The organism is Kribbella sp. CA-293567 (genome assembly GCF_027627575.1).
Classification (GTDB): domain Bacteria; phylum Actinomycetota; class Actinomycetes; order Propionibacteriales; family Kribbellaceae; genus Kribbella.
In genome coordinates, this window is record NZ_CP114065.1 from 4,586,234 (window position 1) to 4,611,941 (window position 25,708).

At 67.9% G+C, this 25,708-nt stretch carries 20 protein-coding genes and 1 riboswitch; of the genes, 6 read left to right on the plus strand and 14 right to left on the minus strand.

What is annotated here, in order from left to right; genetic code table 11:
- Nucleotides 1–419: 419 nt before the first annotated feature.
- From OX958_RS21010 to recA, 4 genes are all read right to left on the minus strand, one after another.
- Nucleotides 420–989: an antitoxin gene (locus OX958_RS21010; RefSeq protein ID WP_270130748.1), complete on the minus strand. Its 570-nt coding sequence runs from the start codon at nucleotides 987–989 to the stop codon at nucleotides 420–422.
- Between the two features lie 564 nt (nucleotides 990–1,553).
- Nucleotides 1,554–1,913 (minus strand): hypothetical protein, encoded by a 360-nt coding sequence (locus OX958_RS21015; RefSeq protein WP_270130750.1) that lies wholly within the window; start codon nucleotides 1,911–1,913, stop codon nucleotides 1,554–1,556.
- 1,831 nt (nucleotides 1,914–3,744) lie between these two features.
- Nucleotides 3,745–4,227 carry a regulatory protein RecX gene (locus tag OX958_RS21020; protein WP_442913292.1) on the minus strand — a complete coding sequence of 161 codons (483 nt, stop codon included), beginning with the start codon at nucleotides 4,225–4,227 and terminating at the stop codon, nucleotides 3,745–3,747.
- Nucleotides 4,228–5,230: 1,003 nt separating this feature from the next.
- Nucleotides 5,231–6,301, minus strand: a complete 1,071-nt coding sequence (gene recA, locus OX958_RS21025; RefSeq protein WP_270130753.1) for a recombinase RecA — start codon at nucleotides 6,299–6,301, stop codon at nucleotides 5,231–5,233.
- 248 nt (nucleotides 6,302–6,549) lie between these two features.
- Between recA and OX958_RS21030 the strand changes: the two genes are divergently transcribed.
- A complete protein-coding gene (locus tag OX958_RS21030; protein WP_270130754.1) occupies nucleotides 6,550–7,344 on the plus strand; it encodes a hypothetical protein in 795 nt (264 codons plus the stop codon).
- 52 nt (nucleotides 7,345–7,396) lie between these two features.
- Complete coding sequence (locus OX958_RS21035; protein WP_270130756.1) at nucleotides 7,397–7,960, plus strand: GrpB family protein; 564 nt, start codon at nucleotides 7,397–7,399, stop codon at nucleotides 7,958–7,960.
- A 31-nt stretch (nucleotides 7,961–7,991) separates the two neighbouring features.
- Here OX958_RS21035 and OX958_RS21040 read toward each other — a convergent pair whose 3' ends face one another.
- Both OX958_RS21040 and OX958_RS21045 read right to left on the minus strand, forming a co-directional pair.
- The gene (locus OX958_RS21040; protein ID WP_270130758.1) at nucleotides 7,992–8,186 is read right to left on the minus strand and encodes a DUF3046 domain-containing protein; all 195 of its coding nucleotides are present in this window, start codon (nucleotides 8,184–8,186) and stop codon (nucleotides 7,992–7,994) included.
- Nucleotides 8,186–9,277 (minus strand): LppM family (lipo)protein, encoded by a 1,092-nt coding sequence (locus OX958_RS21045; RefSeq protein ID WP_270130759.1) that lies wholly within the window; start codon nucleotides 9,275–9,277, stop codon nucleotides 8,186–8,188. Before OX958_RS21045 ends, OX958_RS21040 begins: the two co-directional genes overlap by 1 nt.
- Before the next feature lie 87 nt (nucleotides 9,278–9,364).
- Between OX958_RS21045 and OX958_RS21050 the strand changes: the two genes are divergently transcribed.
- The 3 genes from OX958_RS21050 to OX958_RS21060 all read left to right on the plus strand — a co-directional run bounded on the left by OX958_RS21050 (nucleotide 9,365) and on the right by OX958_RS21060 (nucleotide 15,245).
- A complete protein-coding gene (locus OX958_RS21050; protein ID WP_270130760.1) occupies nucleotides 9,365–13,942 on the plus strand; it encodes an ATP-dependent helicase in 4,578 nt (1,525 codons plus the stop codon).
- Between the two features lie 3 nt (nucleotides 13,943–13,945).
- Nucleotides 13,946–14,755 (plus strand): Fpg/Nei family DNA glycosylase, encoded by an 810-nt coding sequence (locus OX958_RS21055; protein ID WP_270130762.1) that lies wholly within the window; start codon nucleotides 13,946–13,948, stop codon nucleotides 14,753–14,755.
- A gap of 67 nt (nucleotides 14,756–14,822) precedes the next feature.
- On the plus strand, nucleotides 14,823–15,245 hold the full coding sequence (locus OX958_RS21060; RefSeq protein ID WP_270130763.1) for a DUF4262 domain-containing protein: 423 nt from the start codon (nucleotides 14,823–14,825) through the stop codon (nucleotides 15,243–15,245).
- A 23-nt stretch (nucleotides 15,246–15,268) separates the two neighbouring features.
- Here OX958_RS21060 and OX958_RS21065 read toward each other — a convergent pair whose 3' ends face one another.
- From OX958_RS21065 to OX958_RS21100, 8 genes are all read right to left on the minus strand, one after another.
- Entirely contained in the window at nucleotides 15,269–15,559 is a 291-nt protein-coding gene (locus tag OX958_RS21065; protein WP_270130764.1) for a helix-turn-helix domain-containing protein, read from the minus strand.
- 163 nt (nucleotides 15,560–15,722) lie between these two features.
- Complete coding sequence (locus tag OX958_RS21070) at nucleotides 15,723–16,286, minus strand: CinA family protein (protein ID WP_270130765.1); 564 nt, start codon at nucleotides 16,284–16,286, stop codon at nucleotides 15,723–15,725.
- Nucleotides 16,283–16,906 carry a CDP-diacylglycerol--glycerol-3-phosphate 3-phosphatidyltransferase gene (gene pgsA / locus OX958_RS21075; RefSeq protein WP_270130766.1) on the minus strand — a complete coding sequence of 208 codons (624 nt, stop codon included), beginning with the start codon at nucleotides 16,904–16,906 and terminating at the stop codon, nucleotides 16,283–16,285. Before pgsA ends, OX958_RS21070 begins: the two co-directional genes overlap by 4 nt.
- Complete coding sequence (gene rimO, locus OX958_RS21080; RefSeq protein ID WP_270130768.1) at nucleotides 16,903–18,453, minus strand: 30S ribosomal protein S12 methylthiotransferase RimO; 1,551 nt, start codon at nucleotides 18,451–18,453, stop codon at nucleotides 16,903–16,905. The genes pgsA and rimO overlap by 4 nt, the downstream gene beginning before the upstream one ends.
- A gap of 754 nt (nucleotides 18,454–19,207) precedes the next feature.
- Nucleotides 19,208–19,969 carry a helix-turn-helix domain-containing protein gene (locus tag OX958_RS21085; RefSeq protein WP_270130769.1) on the minus strand — a complete coding sequence of 254 codons (762 nt, stop codon included), beginning with the start codon at nucleotides 19,967–19,969 and terminating at the stop codon, nucleotides 19,208–19,210.
- Between the two features lie 92 nt (nucleotides 19,970–20,061).
- Nucleotides 20,062–20,607, minus strand: coding sequence for a hypothetical protein (locus OX958_RS21090; protein WP_270130770.1), 546 nt, complete (start codon nucleotides 20,605–20,607; stop codon nucleotides 20,062–20,064).
- Between the two features lie 45 nt (nucleotides 20,608–20,652).
- The gene (locus OX958_RS21095; protein ID WP_442913293.1) at nucleotides 20,653–23,109 is read right to left on the minus strand and encodes a DNA translocase FtsK 4TM domain-containing protein; all 2,457 of its coding nucleotides are present in this window, start codon (nucleotides 23,107–23,109) and stop codon (nucleotides 20,653–20,655) included.
- Nucleotides 23,110–23,466: 357 nt separating this feature from the next.
- The gene (locus OX958_RS21100; RefSeq protein WP_270130772.1) at nucleotides 23,467–23,985 is read right to left on the minus strand and encodes a DinB family protein; all 519 of its coding nucleotides are present in this window, start codon (nucleotides 23,983–23,985) and stop codon (nucleotides 23,467–23,469) included.
- 162 nt (nucleotides 23,986–24,147) lie between these two features.
- Nucleotides 24,148–24,262: riboswitch (SAM riboswitch) on the plus strand.
- 16 nt (nucleotides 24,263–24,278) lie between these two features.
- On the opposite strand from OX958_RS21100, the gene OX958_RS21105 reads away from it, so the two are divergent.
- Complete coding sequence (locus OX958_RS21105) at nucleotides 24,279–25,643, plus strand: aminotransferase class V-fold PLP-dependent enzyme (RefSeq protein ID WP_270130774.1); 1,365 nt, start codon at nucleotides 24,279–24,281, stop codon at nucleotides 25,641–25,643.
- The last annotated feature ends 65 nt before the right edge of the window (nucleotides 25,644–25,708 follow it).

Below are 25,708 nucleotides of genomic sequence, written 5' to 3' on the forward strand. Positions count from 1 at the left end.
GTGCGGCGGTGCGTCGAACACCCGGCGGGGCCGGGTCGTCCTATGCGGCAGCTCGGTCGAGCGTTGGTCTCGCGTCCCCCGCGCCACGGTCATGGCCCGGGTTTTCGGCCGGTCCAGCCGGCCGCTGCTATGTACGCCACCTTGCGGTGGAGTGATCCCTTGCTGAATCCGAGGCTAGGCGTGGGTACCGACAGGGTCAAGACGAACACTCTCGGACCGGATTCGCGGTCAAATCGAGACCTTGGACGCAGTACTGGCGTGATGAGCACATGGTCAGCGGCCGGTCACTCTGCGCCGTACTGACGTCAGCGACCCGGCCTTCCATGCTGTGAAGCAGGAGAGCCAGGTCGCTGAATCGTTCTGCCGACCACCGCTCCCTCGGGCTGAGCAGAGGGGTGGCGGCGCGCGTTTGCGAGGTGCTACCTCGGGCCGGGGAGCCCGCCGTCCGACGTACCTGTTGCGGTGCCGCCGGTCGCCGCACCCTCGGTGCCGGAACCCGCCGAACTGCTCGGGTTCTCCTCGACATCGGGCACTTCCCCGCCGACGACTCTGCCGTCTACCGCTTCCGGGGACGCTTCGTCGACAGCCTCGTCCGCGGCCGCACCAGTCGCGTCCGCTTCACTCGCCTCCGAACTGCCGGCCGTCGAGCCTACCGATTGCTCAGCTCCGGAACTGCCGGGCTGCGTCGCCGCATCAGGCGCGCCGTCACCCGTCTCAGCCTTAGTCGCCTCATCAGCCGCGGCGGTCGTCTCACCGTTCTGCTCGGTCGAGGTGTTCCCGGGATCACCGGAGGGCTGCGAAGGTTTGCCGTGAGAGTCGACATAGCCGCCGACCTTCTCCTGCACCGAATCGACCTTCTCGGCGTACTTCCCGCCGGTCTGCTTGTCGATCAGGTCGCCGGCTTTCTCCACGCCCGCCTTGATCTTGTCCGGGTTTTGCGCGACGACATTCCGGAGCCAGTTCTTAGCCTGTTCCTGGAAATCGTTCATTGCACCCTCCGAGAGGTGTCAGGGGCGGATCGGACGAAAATCCCAGCCTACGGACCAGCCAAAACCCGATCCGTACTTCGGATCAGACACCGTCAGCCCCCACCCGTCAACGTCCCTCGCCGCCCGACCCCCCGCTCGTTGCCCACACCCCCTATTTCACAACCGCACAAGCGGCCCGCGTCCACCCTCTTGCCGCGGTCCACCGGCCCCTTGCCGAACCACAGCGAACCACTCAGTGCCGAACCAAACCGCCAGCCCGCCCTGATCGATCCGGATATCGCCCGCGCTGTACTGCAGTTGCAAACCATGAACTGCCGGACCCTCGATCAGTTCGAGGGTCCGGCAGCGGAGCTATCTGTTCGGCGCGGACATCTCGGGCTCCTTTCCACCGACCGCCATGGAGACGGGCCGCCTCGATCTCGGCTGACCTCTGTCCGGTCGCTCGGTAGGTGAGGACCACCATTCCGTCGGAAGGGAGAGAGCTTTGGGACCAGGTCCGGGTTGGAGCGATGAGACCGGTCCGGGTCGGCAACGAGGAGTGTCGCCGGCCCGGACCAGGTGGCGCTAGCTGCGAGTCGGGCCGGCTTCGCCTTCGGCCGCAGGAAGCGTGATGCTCCATTCCCCTACAGATTTGTTCCGGACTAAGACCCGGCCGACCCGGCTGCCCGCGGGAAGGGGTTCGAAGTCGGCGGTGATGTCGATGTCGTCGTCTCCATAGCCGGCGGAACTGCCCCGCCCTATGAGTGGAGTCTCGTCCTCAAGCCAGACCTCTACTCTCCACGGATCTCCGGTGGCATCCAGCCCGGCCTGGTGGGTTCCTTCCAGGGAGACCCGAGCTTTCAGGTTGTACTCATCGGGGCTGTCCGGCACGACGATCGGCCATACCTCGATGCGCGGCTGCGCCTTACTCAGGATCCAGGTCATGTCAGAACCCGCATTTGATCTCCGTCTGGTTGGACTCAACGGGGCTCGGGTAGTACTGATAATTCGCCATGATCGAATACGCTACCTGCACGTACGTTGAGTACTTACTACGGTTACACCCCTTCACGTAGGCGTCAGTGCGGGCCACCTGCAGATTGACGAGGTCGCCTTTCTTGCCGCCCTTGTAGACATCGCAGTGGAAGTTTCCTGGGCCGCCGGGGTCTTGCACACACAGGTTGACCTTGACACTGATCTGCTGCGGAAGCTTCCCGGTGCACTGTTGCACGGCGCCCCAATAGAAGCCGCGATGGAGTCAAGGTCTGGGGCCGCGAAGGTACCGCGGCAGGCCCATGACCAGCCCGACGCCTGCGGCTTCATCTCGCCGGCCTTCTGTGTTCCGGCGGTTAGATCACCTGCCCTTGTCTTGCCGAGGGTCCACTGATCCCCCGGAGCCAGACGCACCGCTCTGCCGGGATCGCCATCGCCTTCTATCGTGGCGTTCGCCGGGCTCGCGCCAATCAGGCACAGGACCATCGCAGCGGCCGCGAACAAGGCCTTTTGTGGTTTCGCATAGTTTCTCCGATCAAGGTGGACGGACCCCGAACCGAGACCTGGATGAGTCGCCGACATCGACCACGACGCTCCCCAAGTCGCAACCGCAAAGTAACTATCTGACTGCACAGGGTCAATGGATGTGAGCCGGTACCGGCCGAGATTGCATGAACGTGCAGCGCCGTACGCCATTCACAACACTCACTCGACCTGTGCGCGTCTGTGGCCTGTTCACCGAGCCGCTACACCGCGAAGTACTGTCCACCGCTGGCCGCTTCCCCCTCGAAGAAACGCCAGCCCTCTTCAACGCAGTACTCCTCGAGTGGCTCACCCACCTGCCGGAACCATTCCGGACAGCGGCTTGATCAAGCCGTCTACTTTCCACGATTTGCCGTCGTGGACGATTCGGCAGGTCGCCCAGGTCGCATAGAGGCACCCTCACTGGTCAAAGGTCGCCACTTCCTGGTAGTCGCCTTTGTCCACGATCCGAGGCGACGAACCGGTTGGTCAGGCCCGGATTCCGGCAGCCGTCGTCCTTGTTGACCCACTGGATCAACTGTTGCTCGATCCGGGTTTTGGTCTGGACTGAGAATTCCGATCCGCGGACCGGCGGTGACATATCCGGCGGCGCAGCGTGGTCTTCCGTGGCCGCGAGGACCTTGAGGACCGGCCCGAGGCCGCCTCCGGCGCCTTCTTCACGACCTCCGACATCACGGCCACCCAGACTGCCGCGTCGTCCGGGCGCCTTGGCAACGGTCTGACGATCTCGGTCGCCGGCGACGTACAGGAGGCCGGTGAGCAGGACCAGAACGGCCGCGGCCGCGAGCAGGACCGGAGCCTTCCGGTCCTTGGTTGCCTCCCGGCAATTAGTCGATCAGGTTCTCTCTGTCCGTGAAGGTCTCACTGAGCAGGGCGCCGATCTAATCGTCCGTGAGCTTGGGCATGTCAGTGCTCCTTGCCGGAAGGCCCTCGGCAATCCTTTGCGGACGAGTACGAAAATTCTGTGCACCCGACTTCGAACATTGACAAGCAGGGCGGCCTCAGCAGCTGTCAACCCGCCATCAGCCAGGGAGAGCGGTACGGTTTCCTGCCCGCCTGCGGCAGACCGGCGGCCGGCATCGGCAAGCACGACCGCGTCCTCGACGCCGCCGTCGGCACAGGCAGCCGCTCACGCGGCATGTCAGCAGCCCTGCAGACAGTCGGCAGTCCTACGCCGGGCAGGACAGCCTCGACGCGGATCCCTCGCGGAGCTCCGGCTGGGGCAGCGCGGTCGCCCGAGCTACTCGGCTTCGAGGCCGGACTCGTTGAGCAGGGGAAGTTCCTCGTCAGTGGCGGCCAGTTCTTGTTTGACGACGGTCATCGCCAGGGCGCCGGGGTAGCCCTTCCGAGCCAGCATGCCGACGAGCCGGCGCATGGCGACCTGGCGTTCCAGATTGCGCATCGAGCGGAGCTTCTTGCGAACCAAGGCTCGCGCCGTGGCCTCTTCCTGATCCGGAGCGATCTCCTCGAGAGCATCGCGAGCCATCTCGTCGTCGACTCCTCGCCGACGGAGTTCCTGGGCGAGAGCTCGCTTACCCAGCCCGCGACCGCGATGCCGGGACTCGACCCAGGCGTTCGCGAACGCGGCGTCATCGATCAACCCAACCTCGGTGAACCGATCGAGTACTTCGTCCGCCACCCCGTCGGGAATCTCCCGCTCGGCCAGCATGTCGGCCAGCTCGGCCCGAGTCCGCGGCTGGCCGCTCAGCTTGTCGAGCAGAATCGTCCGTGCCGCGGAGTGCGGATCCGTCGACGGATCGCGCTCGGGATCCGTCGACGCGCCAGCGCGCTTGTCCCCGAACCGCCGAGTCCCCCGCAGCCCTGACCGCCGTCGACCACTACTTCCCGTCGACCCACCGCCAGTCCCAGAAGAAAGGTCTTCGGAAGAAGGCCCAGCAACGCGAGGCACAGAACCATCCGCACTGTCCGAAGCGTCGGCATCGTCGGGAGCATCTATACCGCGCGAAGCACCCTCCCCATCCGAAGCACCTGCGCCGCCGGAAGCATCCGCACTACCCGAAGCCTGCGCGCTATCCGAAGCCTCCGCGCTGCCCGAAATATCCGCACTGCCAGAGGCGTCCGAGCCAGAGCTGACCTCCTCCGACCACGCGGCTCCAGCCGAAGCCGAACTGGCCGCGCCACCCTCTGACCGAGCAGAGACGACCGAACTCGACTCAGCTCCATCCGACCACACAGAAGTGGCCGAGCTTGCAGCACCAACGCCTGAAGCAGCGCCATCGTCGCCAGCCGCCCAATCAGGCATCCCGTCGGCGGCGCCCTCGAACGCGTCGAAAGCTCCACCATCTCCTGAGCGATCGGCGCCTATCTTGGCGCGACCACTCCCAGCACGCCCGGCCTTGGAACGGCCACTCCCGAAGCCACCGCCCCCAGAACGAGCACTCTCAGAGCGACCGCTTCCGGAACGACCACTGTCAGAGCGACCGCTGTAGGAGCCGCCAACTGCGGAGCCACCGCCCTCAGACGAACCGCTCTTAGCACCGCGCGCCTTGCCAGAACGACTCTTAGCCGACTTCTTCTTGGGAACCGCCAGGTCATCGCCCAGGGTCCACGGAAGCGGCTGAACGGGGGCCCGTTCAGCATCCGGATCCGCCGCCACCGGCTTCGGTGGAGTGATTCCCGCGAGTCCCCGGCGGACCCCGTCGGGCAGCTCCGGCAAAGCCTTCTTGGAGCTGCCCGCCCGGTTGACGCCGGAGGACGAAGGGAGATCAGAAGTCGACATCAACCTCGGCCGCTGCCTCAGCCGGCTTGTCCGCGGCCACGCCGATCCCCATCTTGTCCTTGATCTTCTTCTCCAGCTCGTTGGCCAGATCCGGGTTGTCGCGCAGGAAGTTCCGCGCGTTCTCCCGGCCCTGACCGAGTTGGTCGCTCTCGTAGGTGAACCAGGCGCCGGCCTTGCGGACGAAGCCCTGCTCCACTCCGAGGTCCAGCAGGCTGCCCTCACGGCTGATGCCCTGGCCGTAGATGATGTCGAACTCGGCCTGCTTGAACGGCGGGGCGACCTTGTTCTTCACGACCTTGACCCGGGTCCGGTTGCCGACGAAGTCGGTACCGTCCTTCAGCGACTCGATCCGGCGCACGTCGAGCCGGACCGACGCGTAGAACTTCAGCGCCTTACCACCGGTCGTCGTCTCCGGGGAGCCGAACATCACGCCGATCTTCTCGCGCAGCTGGTTGATGAAGATCGCGGTGGTGTTGGTCCCGCTGACCGCACCGGTCATCTTCCGCAGCGCCTGGCTCATCAGCCGCGCCTGCAGACCGACGTGGCTGTCACCCATCTCGCCCTCGATCTCGGCCCGGGGCACCAGGGCGGCGACCGAGTCGATCACGACGATGTCGATCGCGCCGGAGCGGATCAGCATGTCGGCGATCTCCAGCGCCTGCTCACCCGAGTCCGGCTGCGAGACCAGCAGGGCGTCGGTGTCGACGCCGAGCTTCTGCGCGTAGTCCGGGTCGAGGGCGTGCTCCGCGTCGATGAAAGCCGCGATGCCACCGGCCCGCTGGGCGTTGGCCACCGCGTGCAGCGCGACCGTCGTCTTACCGGAGGATTCCGGGCCGTAGATCTCCACCACACGACCGCGTGGCAGGCCACCGATCCCGAGCGCGACGTCGAGCGCGATCGACCCGGTCGGAATGACCTCGATCTTCGCCCGCTCCTGGTCGCCCAGGCGCATCACCGCGCCCTTGCCGCAGTTCCGCTCGATCTGCGTCAGCGCGGTCGCCAGCGCCTTCTCGCGATCCGCGGCCTTGCGGTCGTCCTTCGCCGCTGCACCAGCCATGTGACTGCCACCTAACCCATCTACTATCGGGGCCGCTGTCGCAGCTGCCCGGAGGAAATTCGTTGTCGCCAGAGACGGTATGGGTTCCCACCGACAGTTTTCGGTGCCGGAGTAGATCTGTGGAAAACCCGGCCTGTCCGAGGAACCCGCACGAGTCAAAATAGCCCGAACACCTGTTCGAATCACAATTGACACGCCGACATACCCCGGAGAACGTGGGTGGACCGCCTACTCCCTACCCTGGCGACGTGACCGACCGTCCCGACATCCCCGACTCCGCCGTCGTCCTGGCTCTCAGCCGGGTCGAGTTCGGCATCGATTCGGTGCTCGACGCGCTCCGTACCCAGGATCCGTTCGGCATCCGCAGCACGTTGGCCGAGTACTCCGCCCAGGATCAGCCCAACCTGGCCGAGAAGGGCCTCATCCTCGCGATCGACCGCTTGCTGCAGATGAAGGTACCCGGCCACGCCGAGTGGCCGACACTGCCGCTGGGCAAGCGCTGCGACTGGTGGGTGGAGCGCTTGGGTGGATTCGCCGCGGTCGTGGCGGGTCTCCCCCGGCTCAGTGGCGCCGCCGCGGACGCCTTGCCGATCAAAGACACTCTCGGCGCCGCAGTACAGGCCATGGTGATCGGAGCCGTCTGCCGTGAGTACGGCGTCGAGGCGCATGCGGATCGCACCGCGGTGATCGCCCGAGTGCTCACCGCCCGTCCGATCACACCGGACGAAGTACTCCGGTACGACGACCCGACCGCCGCCGGCAAGGACGTCGCGGAGCAGCTGGGACTGGGCGACAAGTCCCAGGACGCCGGGCTCCGCAAGGGTGTCCGCCTGGTCTGGCGGATCAGCAAGCTAATGGGTGGGCTCGGCGAGGTCTTCGAAGAGCGTCCCCGCGGCAGCATCGGCGCCCGGATGCTGGGCAAACTGCCGGCTGTAGGGGTGGTCGGTGGGTTCTTCGACGAGCGCAAGGGCATCCGCAAGGCCGCGTACGCTGCTGCCGAGTTGCTCAGCACCAGCGCTTTTCGGGTGAAACCTGTCGACTAGGTGTACTGCCCAGGCCCTGTCTGAGACACCAGAGCGCTGAGATGATCACCCCATGAGTGCGATCGCCATCGTCAGTCCGGACGTCACCTGGGCCGCGCAGTACGACAAGACTGCCCAGGTGATCAGCAACATCCTCGGCGACCTGGTCGTACGGATCGACCACATCGGCTCGACCTCAGTGCCCGGTCTGGCGTCCAAGGACGTGCTGGACATCCAGGTGACCGTCGCCGCCGAGTCGGAGCTGGAGGACGCCGTACAGCTGCTGCTAGCGGCCGGCTGGGAAGTCAGGCCGCCTCGTCGCGACCACCCGGTGCCTGGCCTGCCCACCGACGAGTTCCAGTGGGTCAAGCGACTGGTGATCGAGCCCATGTACCGCCGTCGGGTGAACCTTCACCTGCGTGTAGCCGGCCGCGCCAACCAGCGGTACGCGCTGCTCTTCAGGGACTACCTGCGTTCTCATCCGGACACCGCTGCGGCCTATGGCGAGTTCAAGCGGCGGGCCGCGGCCCTACCGCTCAACTCCGTCGGTGAGTACGCCGACCTGAAGGATCCCGTGTGCGACCTCATCTATCTGCCTGCCGAGGAGTGGGCGGCCCGCACTGGCTGGTCAGTCTGACCCAGTACAGCCACCACTTCAGGCCGGAGACTCAGCGTTCGCTGGGAGGGAGCTGAAGGTGGGCCCAAACCGCGCGCCAGACCTCCTTGGCGGCTTCACCGTCGGCCAGCGCCTCGTCGACCGTCCGGCCGCCGAGTTCACTCACTGCCTGGGTCTCGGCCCAGGTTCGCGAGTAGGCAGGGCCCAGATGGCGGTCCATCCGGGCCCAGAACTCAGTCAGTCTCATTACTGCCCATCGTTGTCCGGCGGCCGGTTCCAGCCACCTTGCTGTCCGCCCTGCTGCGGCGGCTGACCCCAACCACCCTGCTGCGGAGGTTGTCCCTGCGGGGACTGGCCCTGAGGAGCTTGCCCTTGAGCAGGCGGCCCCTGAGGCGGCTGGCCCCAACCACCCTGGCCCTGCTGAGGCGGGCCTTGCGGCGGCTGCTGCGGGCCCCACTGGCCCGGCTGCCCTTGCTGCGGAGGCTGCGGCTGCCCAGGGTACTGCCCTTGGCCAGGCTGACCGTACTGCTGCGGCTCCCCCGGCTGGGGGTACGCCCCCGGCTGGCCCTGGCCGTATTGACCGGGCTGACCCTGCGGAGGCCCGTACTGACCCGGTGCACCCTGCTGAGCGCCGTACTGCGGGCCCCACTGGCCCTGCTGCGGCTGGCCGGGGTACTGACCGTACTGGCCGTACTGCTGCGTTTTGGCCTTACGGCTGCGCAGGACGAAGAACACGACGCCACCCGCGACGAGTAGCAGGAGCACGATGATCAAGATCAGCGCCCAGGCCGGGAAGGCGCTGCCGGCCTCGGAGGTCAGCGACACGTTGCCCAGCTTGTCCAGGCTGTCGTACGTCGCCGTCCGGCCGTTCACCTTGGCGCCGGAGTCGTGCTCGATGATCTTGCCCGGCATGGTGATCTTGAAGTTGACCACCGGCGTGCTGCCACCGGTCCCGTTGCCGAGGTTCGACTGCTTGACCGTGACGAAGAACTTGTCGCCCTCCTTGCGGAAGCCGACACCCTGACCGGTCGACGAGCCCATGTCCTTGAAGGCCACGTTCTCGAACGAGCAGTCGGAGCCGACGTACTTGTCGTCCTCGAAGGCCTTGCAGCTGACGCCGTCGGTGGCGGTCGTCTTGATCCCCTTCTCGACCTGCTGGCGGATCGCGTCGAGCGACTGACCGCTGCTGGCCACCAGTTGCTTGTCCACGCCGATCTGCATGGAGCCGGAGACGGTCTCGTTGGAATTCACCTTGAGGTCGGCATCGAGCTTCACGCAGCCGGTCAGACCGACCAGGCAGGCCACGATGACGAGCGCGGTGCGCACGCGGTTCTTCATGCCGCCGATCATTCCAGAAGCCGGGGACAGCGCGCCCACGGGGAAGGTCTGCCGGAAACTGTCGGAGCGGCCGGGCAAGATGGGCGCGTGCAGAAATCCACCGCGTTGAGCCGCTTCTCGCCCGCGACCCGGGCGTGGTTCGGCGACGTCTTCGAAGCGGCCACCCCGGCCCAGCTCGAGGCGTGGGACGCGATCACCGCGGGCCGGGACGCGCTGGTGGTCGCCCCGACGGGTTCAGGTAAGACGCTGGCCGCCTTCCTGTGGGCGCTCGACCGGCTGGCGACGATCCCGCCACCAGAGGATCCGAAGCTGCGCTGCCGGGTGCTCTACATCTCTCCGCTGAAGGCTTTGGCGGTCGATGTCGAGCGCAACCTTCGCGCGCCGCTGATCGGCATTCGCGAGACCGCCCGGCGGTTGGGTGAGGCACCGATCGAGGTGGAGGTCGCGGTCCGGTCGGGAGATACGCCGGCCAACGAGCGCCGGCGGTTCGCCACGAAACCTTCCGACGTACTGATCACGACTCCCGAGTCGCTGTTCCTGCTGCTCACCTCGCAGGGCCGGGAGTCGTTGCGAGGCGTGGAGACGATCATCATCGACGAGGTGCACGCCGTCGCGGGCACCAAACGCGGTGCGCATCTGGCACTGACGCTGGAGCGGCTCGACGCTCTGCTGCCCAAGCCCGCCCAGCGGATCGGGCTGTCCGCGACGGTCCGGCCGGTCGAGGAGGTCGCCCGCTTCCTCGGCGGTGAGCGGACCGTGAAGATCGTGCAGCCCAAGTTCACCAAACAATGGGACCTGAGCGTCGTCGTGCCGGTCGAGGACATGGCCGAGCTGGCGAACACCGAGGTGGAGACGTCGGGATCGGCCGCCGGGCAGCCGCGGCACGCGTCGATCTGGCCGCATGTCGAGGAGAACGTCTTCAACCTGATCTCGAGTCACCGATCGACCATCGTCTTCTCGAACTCACGCCGCCTGGCCGAGCGCCTGACCGCCCGGCTCAACGAGATCGCCGCCGAGCGAGCCGAACTCGAGTTGCCCGAGGCAGGCTCGCCGGCCGAGGTGATGGCCCAATCGGGCGCCTCGCTGGCCGCTCCGCCGCTGATCGCGAAAGCTCACCACGGCTCGGTCAGCAAGGAGCAGCGCGCTCTGATCGAGGACGACCTCAAGTCCGGCCGACTGCCTTGTGTGGTCGCGACCAGCAGCCTCGAGCTCGGCATCGACATGGGCGCGGTCGATCTGGTGATCCAGGTCGAGGCGCCGCCGTCCGTCGCGAGCGGACTGCAGCGAGTGGGCCGCGCGGGTCACCAGGTCGGCGCGGTGTCGCGGGGCGTGCTGTTCCCGAAGTTCCGGGGCGACCTGGTCGACACGGCCGTGGTGGTCCAGCGGATGCGCGACGGCCTGATCGAGAGCCTGCACATCCCGGCGAACCCACTCGACGTGCTGGCCCAGCAGATCGTCTCGATCGTTGCCCTCGACACGATCGACGTGAACGAGCTCTACACCCTCGTCCGCCGCTGCGCCCCGTTCGCGACGCTGCCCCGTTCGGCGTACGACGGCGTACTGGACATGCTGTCGGGGCGTTATCCGTCGGACGAGTTCGCCGAACTGCGGCCGAGGATCGTGTTCGACCGGGTGAGCGGCGAGATCTCCGGCCGCCCCGGTGCCCAGCGCCTCGCGGTGACCAGCGGCGGAACGATCCCGGATCGCGGGCTGTTCGGCGTTTTCCTGGTGGGTGAGACCACCAACCACCGCGTCGGTGAGCTGGACGAGGAGATGGTCTACGAGTCCCGCGTCGGCGATGTCTTCACTCTGGGCGCGTCAAGCTGGCGGATCGAAGACATCACCCACGATCGAGTGCTGGTTTCGCCCGCACCCGGCCAGCCTGGGCGGCTGCCGTTCTGGAAGGGAGACGCGGTCGGGCGCCCGGCCGAGCTCGGAGCCGCGACCGGCGCCTTCGTCCGGACGATGGCCGCGCTGCCACCGGCGAAGGCGATCAAGCGGGCTCGCGATGCCGGACTCGACGAGTACGCCGCGAACAACCTGGTCGCCTATCTCGGCGAGCAGCGCGAAGCCACCGGCCGGGTGCCCGACGACATCACGATCCTGGTCGAGCGTTTCCGCGACGAGCTGGGCGACTGGCGGGTCTGCATCCACTCCCCCTACGGCGGGCAGGTGCACGGTCCCTGGGCCCTGGCGATCGCGGCCCGGCTGCGCGAGCGGTACGGGATGGACGCGCAGTCGGTGTCCGGCGACGACGGCATCGTGCTGCGGCTGCCGGAGACCGACGAGCCGCCGCCAGGAGCAGAGCTGGTGCTGTTCGATCCGGCCGAGATCGAGGATCTGGTCACCGCGGAGGTGGGCGGTTCGGCGCTGTTCGCCGCGCGCTTCCGGGAGTGCGCGGCTCGCGCGCTGCTGCTTCCCCGGCGCAATCCGGGCAAGCGGTCACCGTTGTGGCAACAGCGACAGAAGTCGGCACAGTTGTTGAGCGTGGCCAGCAAGTACGGCTCGTTCCCGATCGTGCTGGAGACGCTGCGCGAGGTGCTGCAGGACGTCTACGATCTGCAGGCGCTGAAGGATCTGCTGACGGGCATCGGTGAGCGCCGGATCTCCGTCGTGGAGGTCGAGACCACCGATGCCTCGCCTTTCGCGAAGTCGCTGCTGTTCGGCTATGTGGGCGCGTTCATGTACGAGGGCGATGCGCCGCTGGCCGAGAAGCGCGCAGCGGCGCTGGCGCTCGACCAAGGCCTGCTGGCCGAGTTGCTGGGCCGCACCGAGCTGCGTGAACTGCTCGACGCCGAGGTCGTACTGCGGACCGAGGCCGAGCTGCAACGCCTCGCCGAGGACCGCCGTGCCCGCAACGCCGAAGGGCTCTTCGACGTACTGCGCCTGGTCGGGCCGCTGTCGCTCTCCGAGGCAGCTCAACGCTGTGTGGACGGCTCGGACGCCGAAACCTGGTTGACCGAACTTGCCGCGGCGCGCCGGGTCGTTCGGGTCCGAGTGGCCGGCGAGCACCGGTGGGCCGTGGTGGAAGACGTCGGTCGTCTGCGCGACGCACTCGGCGTGCCCTTCCCTCCTGGCGTGGCCGAGGCTCATGCGGAGCCGGTCGCCGATCCTCTGGGTGACCTGGTGTCGCGCTATGCCCGCACACATGGGCCGTTCCGAGCCATCGATCTGGCGACCCACCTCGGCATCGGCGTCGCGGTCGTGACGGACACCTTGCGACGGTTGGGCGCGGCCGGACGAGTGGTCGAGGGCGAGTTCCTGCCGGGCGGAATCGCGCTGGAGTGGTGTGACAGCGAGATTCTTCGGCTGCTTCGCCGCCGGTCGCTGGCTGCGTTGCGCAAGGAAGTCGAACCGGTCGATCCAGCGGCGCTCGCTCGGTTCCTGCCTGCCTGGCAAGGCATCACGAGCAGTCGAGGCCGCGGGTACGACGTTCTGCTGGGCGCTGTCGAGCAACTGGCCGGGTGCGCAGTTCCCGCGTCGGCACTGGAGTCGATCGTGTTGCCATCGCGGGTGCCGGGATACCAGCCGTCGATGCTGGACGAACTGACGGCCACCGGTGAGGTGGTGTGGGCCGGATCAGGTTCGCTGCCGGGCACGGACGGCTGGGTCTCCCTGCATCTTGCCGACAACTCCGACCTCACACTGCCTGAGCCGGACCCTGCTTTCGAACTCGGTGAGACCCATCAAGCCGTGCTGGACGCATTGGCGGGCGGTGGCGCGTTCTTCTTCCGACAACTGAGCGATGTCGTCGGCTCCACGGCCGGAGTGGTCAACGACGAGACGCTGGTCGGCATTCTTTGGGACCTCGTCTGGGCAGGCCACCTGACGAACGACACCCTGGCACCGGTCCGATCTCTGGTCGGCGGTGGCCGAGGTAGCCACAAGGCGCGCCGCTCGACGCCTCGCGCCCGCCCCGGACGTGGCATGAGGCCCGGTCGAGCGGCGATGCCCACGCGAAGCGGACCACCGACGGCAGGCGGGCGATGGTCGTTGCTGCCGGAGCGCAACGAGGATGCGACTCGACGCGCCCATGCAGCGGCCGAGACGCTGCTGGATCGCTATGGGATCGTCACGCGAGGATCGGTGATGACCGAGCGGACTCCGGGTGGGTTCGCGGCGGTCTACAAGTTGCTGAGCGCCTTCGAGGAGTCCGGGCGGTGCCGTCGTGGGTACTTCGTGGCTGGTCTCGGAGCGGCGCAGTTCGCGTTGCCCGGTGCGGTGGACCGGTTGCGGGCCATGGCTGATCTGCAGACCGGCGGGTCGGCAGGCAGTCGGGTCAAGGAGGAGCCGGCGGCGCGGGCCGTCGTACTGGCCGCCTCCGATCCGGCCAATCCCTACGGCGCTGCCCTCCCCTGGCCTGACCGCGAGAATGCCGGTGGGCACAGGCCAGGGCGGAAGGCCGGTGCGCTGGTGATGCTCGTCGACGGGAGATTGATCGTGTACGTGGAGCGGGGCGGGCGAACCGTGCTGAGCTTCACCGAGGATCCGGAGTTGCTGCAACCAGCGGTGGACGCGTTGGCACTCGCGATCAGGGATGGTCACCTGGGCAAACTCAGCGTGGAGACGGCCGACGGCGAGCAGGTGCGGCACACGGCTTTCGGGGATGCCTTGGCGAAGGCAGGCTTCCATGCGACGCCACGCGGCCTGCGGCTCCGGGCCTGAGCCATGCCTGAGGGAGATACCGTCTGGCGGGCCTGTAAGCGACTTGACCAAGCGCTCGGCGGGCAGGAGCTCACGCGTACGGACTTTCGCGTGCCGTCGCTGGCCACTACGGACCTCAGTGGGCAGAGCATGCTCAAGGTCGTTGCAAAGGGCAAACACCTGCTGATGCGGCTGTCGAATGGCGTGACGATCCACAGCCACTTCCGAATGGACGGCAGCTGGCATCTATACCGGCCCGGTGAGTCCTGGAAGGGGGGCCCGGACTATCAGGTGAGGGCCGTTCTGGAGACCGCAGGGTGGGTGGCGGTGGGATATCGACTGCCGGTCCTGGAGTTGGTCGCAACCAAAGCTGAAGACACCGTGGTCGGCCACCTCGGCCCGGACCTGCTGTCTCCCGATTTCGATCGGTCGCTGGCGCTCGCCAACCTCGCGGCCGAGCCCGAGCGAACGATCAGCGAAGCGCTGCTGGACCAGCGGAACCTGGCCGGAATCGGAAACTTCTACCGGGTAGAGGTCTGCTTCCTGCTCGGCATCCATCCCTGGCGTCCGGTGGCGTCCGTCGACCTACCGGCGGTCGTGGATCTCAGCAGACGGCTGATGAAGTCGAATCTACGGCACGCGGCGCAGGTCACCACCGGAGTCGATCGGCCTGGGCAGCGCTCCTACGTGTTCGAGCGGGCCGGCAAACCCTGCCGGCGGTGCAAGACGAAGATCCGGACCGCGCAGATCGGCGAGCCGCCGCGGGACCGGGTCAGCTTCTGGTGCCCGGCTTGCCAGCCGGAGGACCGAAATTCACCTGTGGACAGCCGCTGATCCGGCGGAAAGACGGATACCTTCCCTAATGAGTCGAACATGTGTTCGAGTTCGAGAGGAGAAGGTCATGTGCGACATCTGCGGCGGCGTCGACAATCCTGAGTACCAGCAGCGCCTACTGGCCAACATCAAGCGCTTCGGCTGGACCGTCCAGTTCATCGAGGGCGACGAGGGCGGGCGCAATCCGGCGTACGCCTACACGCTCGGCCTGAGCTTGCACGGGCATCCGGAATTCATCACCTTCAACTGCCATCCAGAACTGGCCGCGCGCGAGCTCCAGCCATTCGCCGAAGCGGTGTTCGCCGGGCGGCAGTTCGCGGAGGGCGACGACCTCACCGACCTCTTCACGCCTCGACTGCTCCAGATGCCGGACTCGATGACGCATCTCTACACGGCCAACATCATGTTCAGGCGGCCTGCCGACCCGCCGATCCAGGCACTGCAGATCGTCTGGCCGACCAGGACACCGTGGCTGGAGAGCGGACGATGAGCATCCGCGAGCTGCGGCCGTCGTCAAGCCGCGGAGGCAACGACCTGGGGCTCGATGACCGAGTGCGCCAGGACCAGTGCCTCTTCCCGCGCCAGATCTTCGCTCACTTCGGCGAAAACCGTGGACAGCGGCACATCCAGCGCCGTGCAGATCGCGGCGAGCAGCTCGCTCGACGCTTCCTTCTGCCCGCGCTCGACCTCCGAGAGGTAGCCCAGGCTGACCCGGGCATCGGCAGACACCTCGCGCAGAGTGCGCCCCTGGCGCAGCCGCTTGCGCCGCAGGACGTCGCCAAGAAGGCCACGAACCAGCACCATGAGGTTTCTCCCTTCCGCCTGTCGGACCGAACCTACTCGCACCGTAGCTCGACCGTGGAGACCAACGGTACCCGTTGCCGGGTCACTACTCCTCGCAATGTCCAGCTTCGGTGCGCCGTGCCAGTCTGCCTTACCTGTTCCCATGGTGGTCTCAACACCCCGATCAGGCCAGTTCTTCCGCGACCAGCTCGGCGGCCAGCTCCAGCACGGCCCGCACACTCCCCTGCCGGACCGCTGCTCGATCTCCGCTCAAGGCCAACTTGCGCACGCGTACTACGTCCGGTCCGGCCACCGCGACATAGACGGTGCCGGCTTCGATACCAGCCTGAGGATCAGGCCCAGCCACACCTGTCGTGGCCAGCCCATAGACAGCCCCGAGCCGCTCTCGCACTCCCGTGGCCAGAGCCGCGGCGGTGTCCGGGTGCACCGGGCCCACAACGGCTAGGAGGTCTGCTGGGACGCCTGCGAGGGTTGCCTTCAGATCGGTGGCGTACACGACCACTCCGCCCCGGTAGACGGCCGAGACACCTGGCACGTCTGTCAGTGCGGCGCCCACCAGACCGCCGGTCAGAGATTCTGCTGTCGCCAGCGTCTGCCCGCGCTCCTTCAGCCGCGCAACCAGCTTCACCAGGACCTCGGAGGCCGCCACGGCTTCTGCAGCAGCCGTGGCCTTGGCCCTGGCGTTGCTGTCGTCGGGGTCGGGGTCGGGGTCGCTGTCAGAGCTCATGGCAGAGGGCGTTTGGCCGCGGCCCGAAGCCGGAGGGCCCGGCCGACGTAGTCGAGGCCCGTGACGATCGTGACCAGGACAGCGGCCGCCATGAAGGCGACGGCCGTCCAGTGCAGGACTGCGACCGAGTGCCAAGGAAGGAGGTAGAGGCCGAGTGCGATCGCTTGCAGGACCGTCTTCAGCTTGCCGCCGCGGCTGGCCGGCATCACGCCGTGCCGGATCACCCAGAAGCGGAGGGCGGTGACTCCCCATTCGCGGACCAGCACGACGACGGTGACCCACCAAGGCAGGTCACCGAGGATCGACAGGCCGATGAACGCCGCGCCGGTGAGTGCTTTGTCGGCGATCGGGTCGGCGATCTTGCCGAAGTTGGTCACCATGTTCCAGCGGCGCGCGATGTCGCCGTCGAACCGATCGGTGACGATCGCGACCAGGAAGGCGGTGGCTGCGAGCAGCCGGTTGCCATCGCCGGCACCGGCGTCACGGAGCAACAGCCAGACGAACAGCGGCACCAGCACCAGTCGCAGTACCGTCAGCGCGTTCGCCACATTCCAGGCGCTGGGCGCGCTGAGCGGACCGGCTGCGGCGTGCGGCACCGGGTTCGTCGGCGGGATCGTCACGCGGTCAGGTTAGCTGCCGGAACACCCTCTCGGGTGCGCACCTGCGCGGCGAACGCGGCTACCAGGTCGACTCCCTCGCTGTCCACCACCTCGGCAGTGACCAGATCACCGATGGCGAGATCCGCCGGGAAACCGGTCAGCGTGGTCGAGCCGTCGACCTCGGGTCCCTGGTGGGCCGCACGTCCCTCGGCGGTGTCGCCGTCGATGGACTCGATCAGGATCTCGACGACCTCGCCGATCCGGGCCTCGGCCCGCGTCGACGTCAGATCCTCGGCGAGGCGGGTCACCCGGTCCAGGCGGGCCGCGATGGTGTCCTCGTCCAGCTTGCCGTCGTAGGTCTCGGCCTCGGTGCCGTCCTCGTCCGAGTAGCCGAACACACCGATCGCGTCGAGACCGGCGCGAGAAAGGAAGTCGCAGAGAATGTCCACATCCTCCTCGGTCTCCCCCGGGAAGCCAACGATCACGTTGCTCCGGATGCCGGCCGTCGGCGCCTGCGCGCGGACCTGGCCGATCAGTTCGAGGAAGCGCTCGGAGTCACCGAAGCGACGCATGCGGCGCAGCAGCGGGCCGGACGCGTGCTGGAAGGAGAGGTCGAAGTACGGGACCACGCCAGGGGTCGATGCCATCGCGGTGATCAGCGTCGGGCGCATCTCGGCCGGCTGCAGGTACGAGACGCGTACGCGGGTCAGGCCGGGGACCTCGGCGATCTCCGCGACCAGCGTTTCGAGCAGGCGCAGGTCGCCCAGATCCTTGCCGTACGAGGTGGAGTTCTCGGAGACCAGGAAGACCTCACGAACCCCGTTCTCGGCGAGCCAGTGGGCCTCGCCGAGCACCTCGGTCGGGCGGCGCGAGACGAAGGCGCCGCGGAAGACCGGGATGGCGCAGAACGCGCAGCGGCGGTCACAGCCGGAGGCAAGCTTCAACGGAGCCATGGGGCCGCCGTCGAGCCGGCGCCGCATGACGCGCGGACCGCTGGCCGGCGCGGAGGCGAGATCCGGCGCATCGATGGTCAGTTCGGCCGGGTCGGAGGCCTTGAGCGTGCGTCCCTTGAGGCCTTGCTCGTTCGCCGGTGCGTCGCCGTGACCAGGCACGGAAACGCCGTGGGCGCTCGCCCGGTCGGCGGGAGCCAGCGGAAGGAGCTTGCGGCGATCGCGCGGGACGTGTGACTCGTGCTTGGTTCCGGCCAGGATCGAGCGGAGCTTGTCGGAGATGTTCGCGTAGTCGTCGAAGCCGAGCACCGCGTCCGTCTCCGGGAGCGCCTCGGCCAACTGCTCGCCGTACCGCTCAGCCAGGCAACCGACGGCCACAACGGCCTGGGTGCGACCGGAGTCCTTGTAGTCGGAAGCGGCCAGCAGGGTGTCGACCGAGTCCTTCTTGGCGGCCTCGACGAACCCGCAGGTGTTCACCACCACGGTGTCGGCCTCGGCGGCGTCCTCGACGAGCCGGAACCCTCCAGCCTCTAGCCGGCCGGCCAGTTCCTCGGAGTCAACGTCGTTGCGAGCACAGCCCAGCGTGACCAGGGCGACGGTGGTGGGAGTCGTAGTCATCACCCCCGAGTATGACCCCTTCGCTGAGCGCATCGAAATCAACCACCACCGAACCCACGCCGCACGGAAGGAGTGAGCTCAAGAACCCGCCGAGTGTGGCCCTCGATCGTCTGAACCCGCCTCCAGTGGCCCTGGGTCTCGTTCCGCGACGACTACCGGGGTGGGCGCGCGACGGGCGGGCTAGCGGGCTGGCAGGGCGGTTGGGTAACTCGATGGCCTGTGGCGTCACCGGTTTCGTGGCGGGTTCGCGCGTGTGGCGCGCCACAACGGATGCGGATGCCGATGGTTGCCCGTCGGCCACGCTTCCGTCGCGGAGCAGTTGCCGGAGTGGACCGCGCTTCCGCGGAGCAGTCGCCCGAGTGGGCGCGGTTCTGTCGCGGAGCAGTTGCCGGAGTAGGCGCGGTTCCGTGGCAGAGCAGATATCGGAGTGGACCGCGCTTCCGTGGCAGAGCAGATGCCGGAGTGGACCGTCCTGCCGTGGCAGAGCAGTTGCCGGAGTGGAACGCGCTTCCGTGGCGGAGCAGTTGCCGGAGTGGACCGTCCTGCCGTCGCGCAGCAGATGCCGGAGTGGACCGACCTGCCGTCGCGCAGCAGATGCCGGAGTGGAACGTCCTGCCGTCACGCAGCAGATGCCGGAGTGGAACGTCCTGCCGTCGCAGAAGGTTGCAGGGCGGCGTGGGGGTCAGTCCTCGGGAGTTGCCGTTTCCGGTGCGAGGGTCAGCTTCGGGGACTGCGATCTCCGGCGGAGAGGAGATCAGTCCTCGGGGACTGCGATCTTGCCGGCGGGGAGGATGGTGAAGCGTTTGGAGGGGGGTGTGGTTTTGGTGCCGTTGATGAAGACGGTGATGTTGGTGCCGTTTTCCAGGGTGACGCGGATCTCGCCGGCGTAGTTGATGGTTTGGGTCGAGCCGGGGCCGAGGACACCTTGGAAGAGTTTGAGGTTCTTGGAGTTGCGGATGGTGATGTAGGAGCCGTCGCCGCGGGCGGTGAGGACCAGTTTGGTGCGGAGCGGGGTGGCGGGCTTGGCCGGCTGCACAGGGGAGGTCGGCCTGATCGGGGCCTTGGCGGTGGGTTTGGGGGCGGGAGTGGTCACCACGGGGGTCGGGGAGGTCTTCGAGGCGTTGGCTTCGACGTCGCTGGGGAGGGTGAAGAGGCGCACCATGCCCCAGCCCATCAGGCCCACCAGGATCGCGCCCAGGACGACCGCCCAGCGTGGGCGGGCGGGGTGCAGGGTGGGACGTCTGGAGGTGGCCCGCTCTTCGCGACGGGTCCGGTCCGGCTGGGACGCCGGGTGGGTCTCGTCGAACTTCGCCAGCAGGGCTTCCGGATCGGTCTTGACCACACGGGCGATCGCCCGGATGTGACCGCGCGCGTAGAAGTTTCCGCCGCAGCGGGAGAAGTCGTCGGCCTCCATGGCGGCGAGCAGTCCGGATCTGATCCGGGTCGAGGAGCTCAACTGCTCGATCGTCAGGCCGGCCCGTTCGCGGACCGCCGTGAGCTCGCTGCCGATGCTCACGCCCCACCACCTCTCCACCGTCTTTGTGTCTGGTCGCCGGTCCGCCGACGTCACACAGTCAACGGCATTGGCGCGACGGGGTCACGCAAGGCTCAGAGTTGTTCCCTGACCGGACACCTGGTGTCCGCCAGCATGTGCAGAGCCTGGACCACATCTCCGGTCGACGCCGTCCCGTTGGACGGTGTAGCCGTCAGACCGAACGGTACCGCGAGCGACGTGCCGGTCAGCCGACGGTTGGCATCGGTGACCCTGCGAGTCGCGGCCGGCATCTCACTGAGCATCGGTCCGGGATCGAGCAGGTGCACCGCGATCCGGCCGTCGTCGAGCAGGTGCCGCCGCCTCAGCACGGTGACCTCCTCGATCTCCTCCCACCGCGTACCGATCCACTCGTTGCGGATCCGCAGCCGGATCCCGACGTCGTCGGCGACCAGCAGCGCGCCGACGCTCAGCGCGCGGGCGCAGATCACCGCGAGTACGCCGAACGCCGCCGCGGCGAACCAGCGCAGTACGCCGGTGGGGCTGGTCGATCCGGAGATCGCAAAACCGACCGCAACCAGACCGGCACCGACGGCCAGGACTCCGTGCACCTTCTGGGAGGCACGAACGGTGAACTCGTGGGTGACTTGATCGGTGTCCACAGCGTGCTGCTCAGACCGAGGCATCGCGGTATGGGCCGTCACGGGTCACTCTCCTCGCAATGTGGCGACGAAATCCTCTAGGTCGTCCGGTTTCACCAGAACGTCGCGGGCCTTGGAACCTTCGCTCGGCCCGACCACGCCCCGGCTCTCCAGGATGTCCATCAGCCGGCCTGCCTTGGCGAAACCGACCCGGAGCTTACGTTGCAGCATCGACGTCGAGCCGAACTGGGTGGAGACGATCAACTCGGCCGCCTGCACGACCAGGTCGAGGTCGTCGCCGATCTCGTCGTCGAGGTCCTTGCTCGGGCCCGGCGCGACCGTGACGTCCTCGCGGTACGTCGGCTGCAACTGCTCCTTGCAGTGCTCGACGACGGCCCGGATCTCGTTCTCGGTGACCCACGATCCCTGGATCCGCATCGGCTTGCTCGCACCCATCGGCAGGAACAGACCGTCACCCTGACCGACCAGCTTCTCCGCGCCGGGCTGGTCCAGGATGACCCGGCTGTCGGCCAGCGACGAGGTCGCGAAGGCCAGCCGGGACGGCACGTTCGCCTTGATCAGACCGGTGACGACGTCGACCGACGGGCGCTGGGTGGCCAGCACCAGGTGGATACCGGCGGCGCGGGCCAGCTGCGTGATGCGGACGATCGAGTCCTCCACGTCCCGCGGAGCCACCATCATCAGGTCGGCGAGCTCGTCCACGATGACCAGCAGATACGGGTACGGCGAGAGCACCCGCTCGCTGCCCGGCGGCACCTTGACCTTGCCGCCACGGACCGCCTTGTTGAAGTCGTCGACGTGCCGGAACCCGAACGCCGCGAGGTCGTCGTAGCGCATGTCCATCTCGCGCACGACCCACTGCAGCGCTTCGGCCGCCTTCTTGGCGTTCGTGATGATCGGCGTGATCAGGTGCGGGATGCCCTCGTAGTTGTTCAGCTCGACCCGCTTGGGGTCGACCAGGATCATCCGGACCTCGTCGGGGGTGGAGCGCATCAGCACCGAGGTGATGAGCGAGTTCACGAACGACGACTTACCCGAACCGGTCGCACCCGCGACCAGCAGGTGCGGCATCTTCGCCATGTTGGCGACAACGAAGCCGCCCTCGACGTCCTTGCCCAGGCCGGCCACCATCGGGTGGTGGTCGTTGCGCGCGGTCGACGACCGGATCACGTCGCCGAGGCTGACGATCTCCTTGTCGATGTTCGGGATCTCGATCCCGATCGCGGACTTGCCTGGGATCGGCGACAGGATCCGGACGTCGGCGCTGGCCACGGCGTACGCGATGTTCTTGCTGAGCGCGGTGACCTTCTCGACCTTGACCGCGGAGCCGAGCTCGACCTCGTAGCGGGTGACGGTCGGGCCACGGGTGTAGCCGGTCACCTGCGCGTCGATGCCGAACTGCTCGAACACCTCGGTGAGCTTGCCGACCACCGCGTCCGAGGCCTTGGTGCGGGCCTTGTGGACCGAACCCGGCTTCAGGATCTGGCCGTCGGGCAGCGTGTAGGTGATGTCGCCGGAAAGGCTGAGCTGCTCCACCCGCTGCGGGAGCGGGGTGTGCGGCGGCGGCTCGGCGGGCGACTCCTGCTCGGGCTCGGGGTCCTTCTTCGAGCCGGCCTTCATCGCGCCGGCCACGGCTCCGTAGATCGGCGGCGCGCCGGCCGCAGCCGCTGCCGCGGCGTCCGCGTCGACGTCGTACGGCTCTTCGTCCGCGTCGATCGGCGCCTTCTTGCGGCCGCGCTTGGAGATCTCGCGACCCTCGAGCACCGGAGAGTCGTACGGCTTGATGGTCGGCTCGCCGTCCTCGTCCAGAGCGGCCTTCGCGCGCCGCTCCTTCCGGGTGAGCCGGACGGTGTCGTCGGGCTGCCCCGCCGCGGAAGGAGCGTCGCCTGGGATCTCGGTGCGCCCGAGCAGTACGTCGAACGCGGCGCGAACCCGCAACGGGATGGCGTAGATGGGAGTTCCGGTGACGACCAGCGCGCCGAAGATCGCCAGCAGCACCAGCAGCGGCGCGGCGACGTACTGCGTGAGCAGGTCGGACAGCAGGGAGGAGACGAAGTAGCCGACCGCTCCCCCGGCGTCCTCCAGCTTGCCGTCGGCCGGATTGCTGGGACGCGGCAGTCCGTTGGCGATGTGGACGAGACCGAGCACCCCGAGGGAGAACGTCGTCCAGCCGATCACCTGGCGACCAGCCGGGCCGTTGCGCTCCGGGTCGCGCATCGTGCGGACGGCGACGAACAGGAGCAGCAGCGGGATCGCCCAGCCGAGCATGCCGACGCTGCCGCCGACCACTGTGCGAACAGCGTTGCCGACTGCGCCCGGCAGGTTCCACCAGATCGCTGCGGCTACGACCAGAGACAAACCGATGAGGGTGAGGCCCGCGCCGTCGCGGCGGTGCGCGGGGTCCAGGTCACGGGCACCGTGGCCGATGCCGCGGACCATGCCGCCGAGCAGGTGGGCGAACCCGATCCAGAGCTTGACCAGGCCGCGGGCCACCGCGAGCATGGCGGCCGCGAACGGTCCGGCACCGGTGGATTTGGGCGTGGCCGTCCGCGCAGCGGTCGAGCCACTGCGCTTCGTGCTCTGCCCACGCTTCTGGGCGGCTGTCGGACGGGAGCGGCCACCAGCTGCCGAGCCGCCCTTTGCAGGGCCACTGGCTGCGGACTTCCGCGCCCGCGCCGTGGAAGACGTGCGGGTCGCCATGTCTAGCAGGCTACCCCGACTACCACTCGAGTCCCACGTGTCACACGCCGATTACGTCGCCCCATCCGTCGCGTCACAGCACCAGCGGTCAGTCGTAGACGGCGCCGGCAGAGGCGGTATCGAGACCACGCGGCGGTGTCGGGGCTGCGGACGCTGGCGTCAAGCGCCGGTGGAGCCGTCCAGTTGCTGGCGGAGGAGGTCGGCGTGGCCGCAGTGCCGGGCGTATTCGCCGATCAGGTGGATGTAGATCATGCGCAGGGAGGACGGCTCACCTCGGAAGGTGAAGCGGGTGTCGAGGGGCCGGCCAGCGGCAGCCTGGTCCGAAAGAGCCCACTCGGCGATCAGGTTCTCGTACTCCGTCTGGGCGTTGGCCGCGTCAACCAACTCGAAGTCGGCGTCTTTGCCCAGAGTAGGGTCGAAGACGGGCTCGGCCGGGTTGTCGGCGGTGAAGAAGATGCGAAACCAGATTCGCTCCACCTTGGTCGCGTGCCGGATCAGGCCGAGCAGCGAGAGGTTGGACGGCGACGACGGGCGGGTGGCCAGCTGTTCGGCGGTCAGGCCAGCGCATTTGTGCAGCAGGGTGGTCCGGTAGAAGTTCAGGTAACCGGCCAGCAGTTCGGGCTCCGGCGCGACCAGCGAGCCCTCGGGGCGCTCGACCTCGGGTGCGATCCAAGTCATCCGCGCATCCTCCCCCGGAGCTCGATCCGGGACCAACGCTTTACGCCGCTCCACGAATCACGCAGCGGATCAACGCTTGGCGTCTCATCATACGTCTCAGTATCCCACCAAATGAGATGACTGCTGGCGCGCCAACCGGTTCGTTGGTTACCTTCTTCATCAGGTCATGAGTGCCAGCGTGAAGCCCCAGCTTGCTGGCCGGCAACCCTCCTCCGCGGTGGGGTGCCCTGGGTGAGGACCGGGCCGTTCGGATACCCCGATTCGGCAAGCGCGGACCCCCGGGAGCCAGAACCATGTCGATCCTCTCCATCCTCGAGCCTGCCAACGCCGCCGTGACCACCCGGCCGACCGTCGCCAGCCTCAGCACCGGCAGCATCCCCGCGACCGTCGGGAGCGACCTGCTGGTCCCGCTGGCCGATGGTCGCGTGACGGACTACGCGAACTTCGACCACGGCGCGAGCGCGCCTTGTCTGGAGTCCGTGCGAGCGGCCGTCGAGGCCGCGCTTCCGTCGTACGCGTCGGTGCACCGCGGCAACGGATACGCCTCGCGCATCACCACCCAGTGGTACGAGCGCGCCCGCGCTGAGTTGCACAGCTTCGTCGGAGCCCGGGACGACGACCAGGTGATCTTCACCCGTCAGACCACCGACGCGCTGAACCTGCTGGCCCGGGCGGTCCCGGCCGATGCGACAGTGATCGTGTTCGAGTCCGAGCACCACGCGGCGCTGCTTCCCTGGCCGGCCGAGCGCACCGTCCGGCTCGCGACACCGGCCTCGCAGACCGCAGCGGTGACCGAGGTCGCCAACGCGTTGCGTACTGCTCCCGAAGGACCGCGCCTGGTGGTCCTGACCGGCGCGTCGAACGTGACCGGTGAGATCTTTCCGATCGCCGAGATCGCCGCAGTGGCCAAGGCCCACGGTGCCCGGGTCTGCCTGGACGCCGCCCAGCTCGCGCCGCACCGTGAGGTCGACATCCAGCAGCTCGATGTCGACTGGGTCGCGTTGTCGGGCCACAAGCTCTACGCCCCGTACGGCGCCGGCGCGCTGATCGGTCGCGCTGACTGGCTGAACGCCGCCGATCCCTACCTGCTGGGTGGCGGCGCGACGGCTTCGGTGACCGGCGACACGACGGTCTGGAACGAGGGCCCGGCCCGGCACGAGGGCGGCTCGCCGAACGTGATCGGCGCGATCGCGCTGGCCGCCGCCTGCGCCGCGATCGCCGAGCACCGTGAGGCGATCGAGCAGCACGAGCGCAGCCTGCTGGCCCGGCTCCGCACCGGCCTGGCCCAGATCGCCGGCGTGAACACCTACGACATCTTCGGCGCCGACGCGGACCGCGTGGGCACTGTCTGCTTCACCGTCGACGGCGTCAGCTCGACGCTGGTCTCCGCGGCGCTCTCGGCGGAGTACGGGATCGGTGTCCGGGACGGCAAGTTCTGTGCGCACCCGCTGGTCGGCCACCTGCTCGCCGGCTCGCCGGAGACCACCGCCGTGCGCGCCAGCCTCGGCCTCGGTACGACGCGCGAACACGTCGACCGTCTCGTCGGCGCCGTGCGCAGTCTCGCCGCCAACGGTCCGGCCGCGGAGTACGAGGAGTCCGGCCACGGCTGTCAGCCCATCGGCGACCCCCGTGACCTCGTGGCCCCCAAGATCTGGTGAGGCACTTCCCCTGACTCAGCTGGTTCCGGCCGGACCACCGTTCGGATCGACCGGAATCAGCCGGC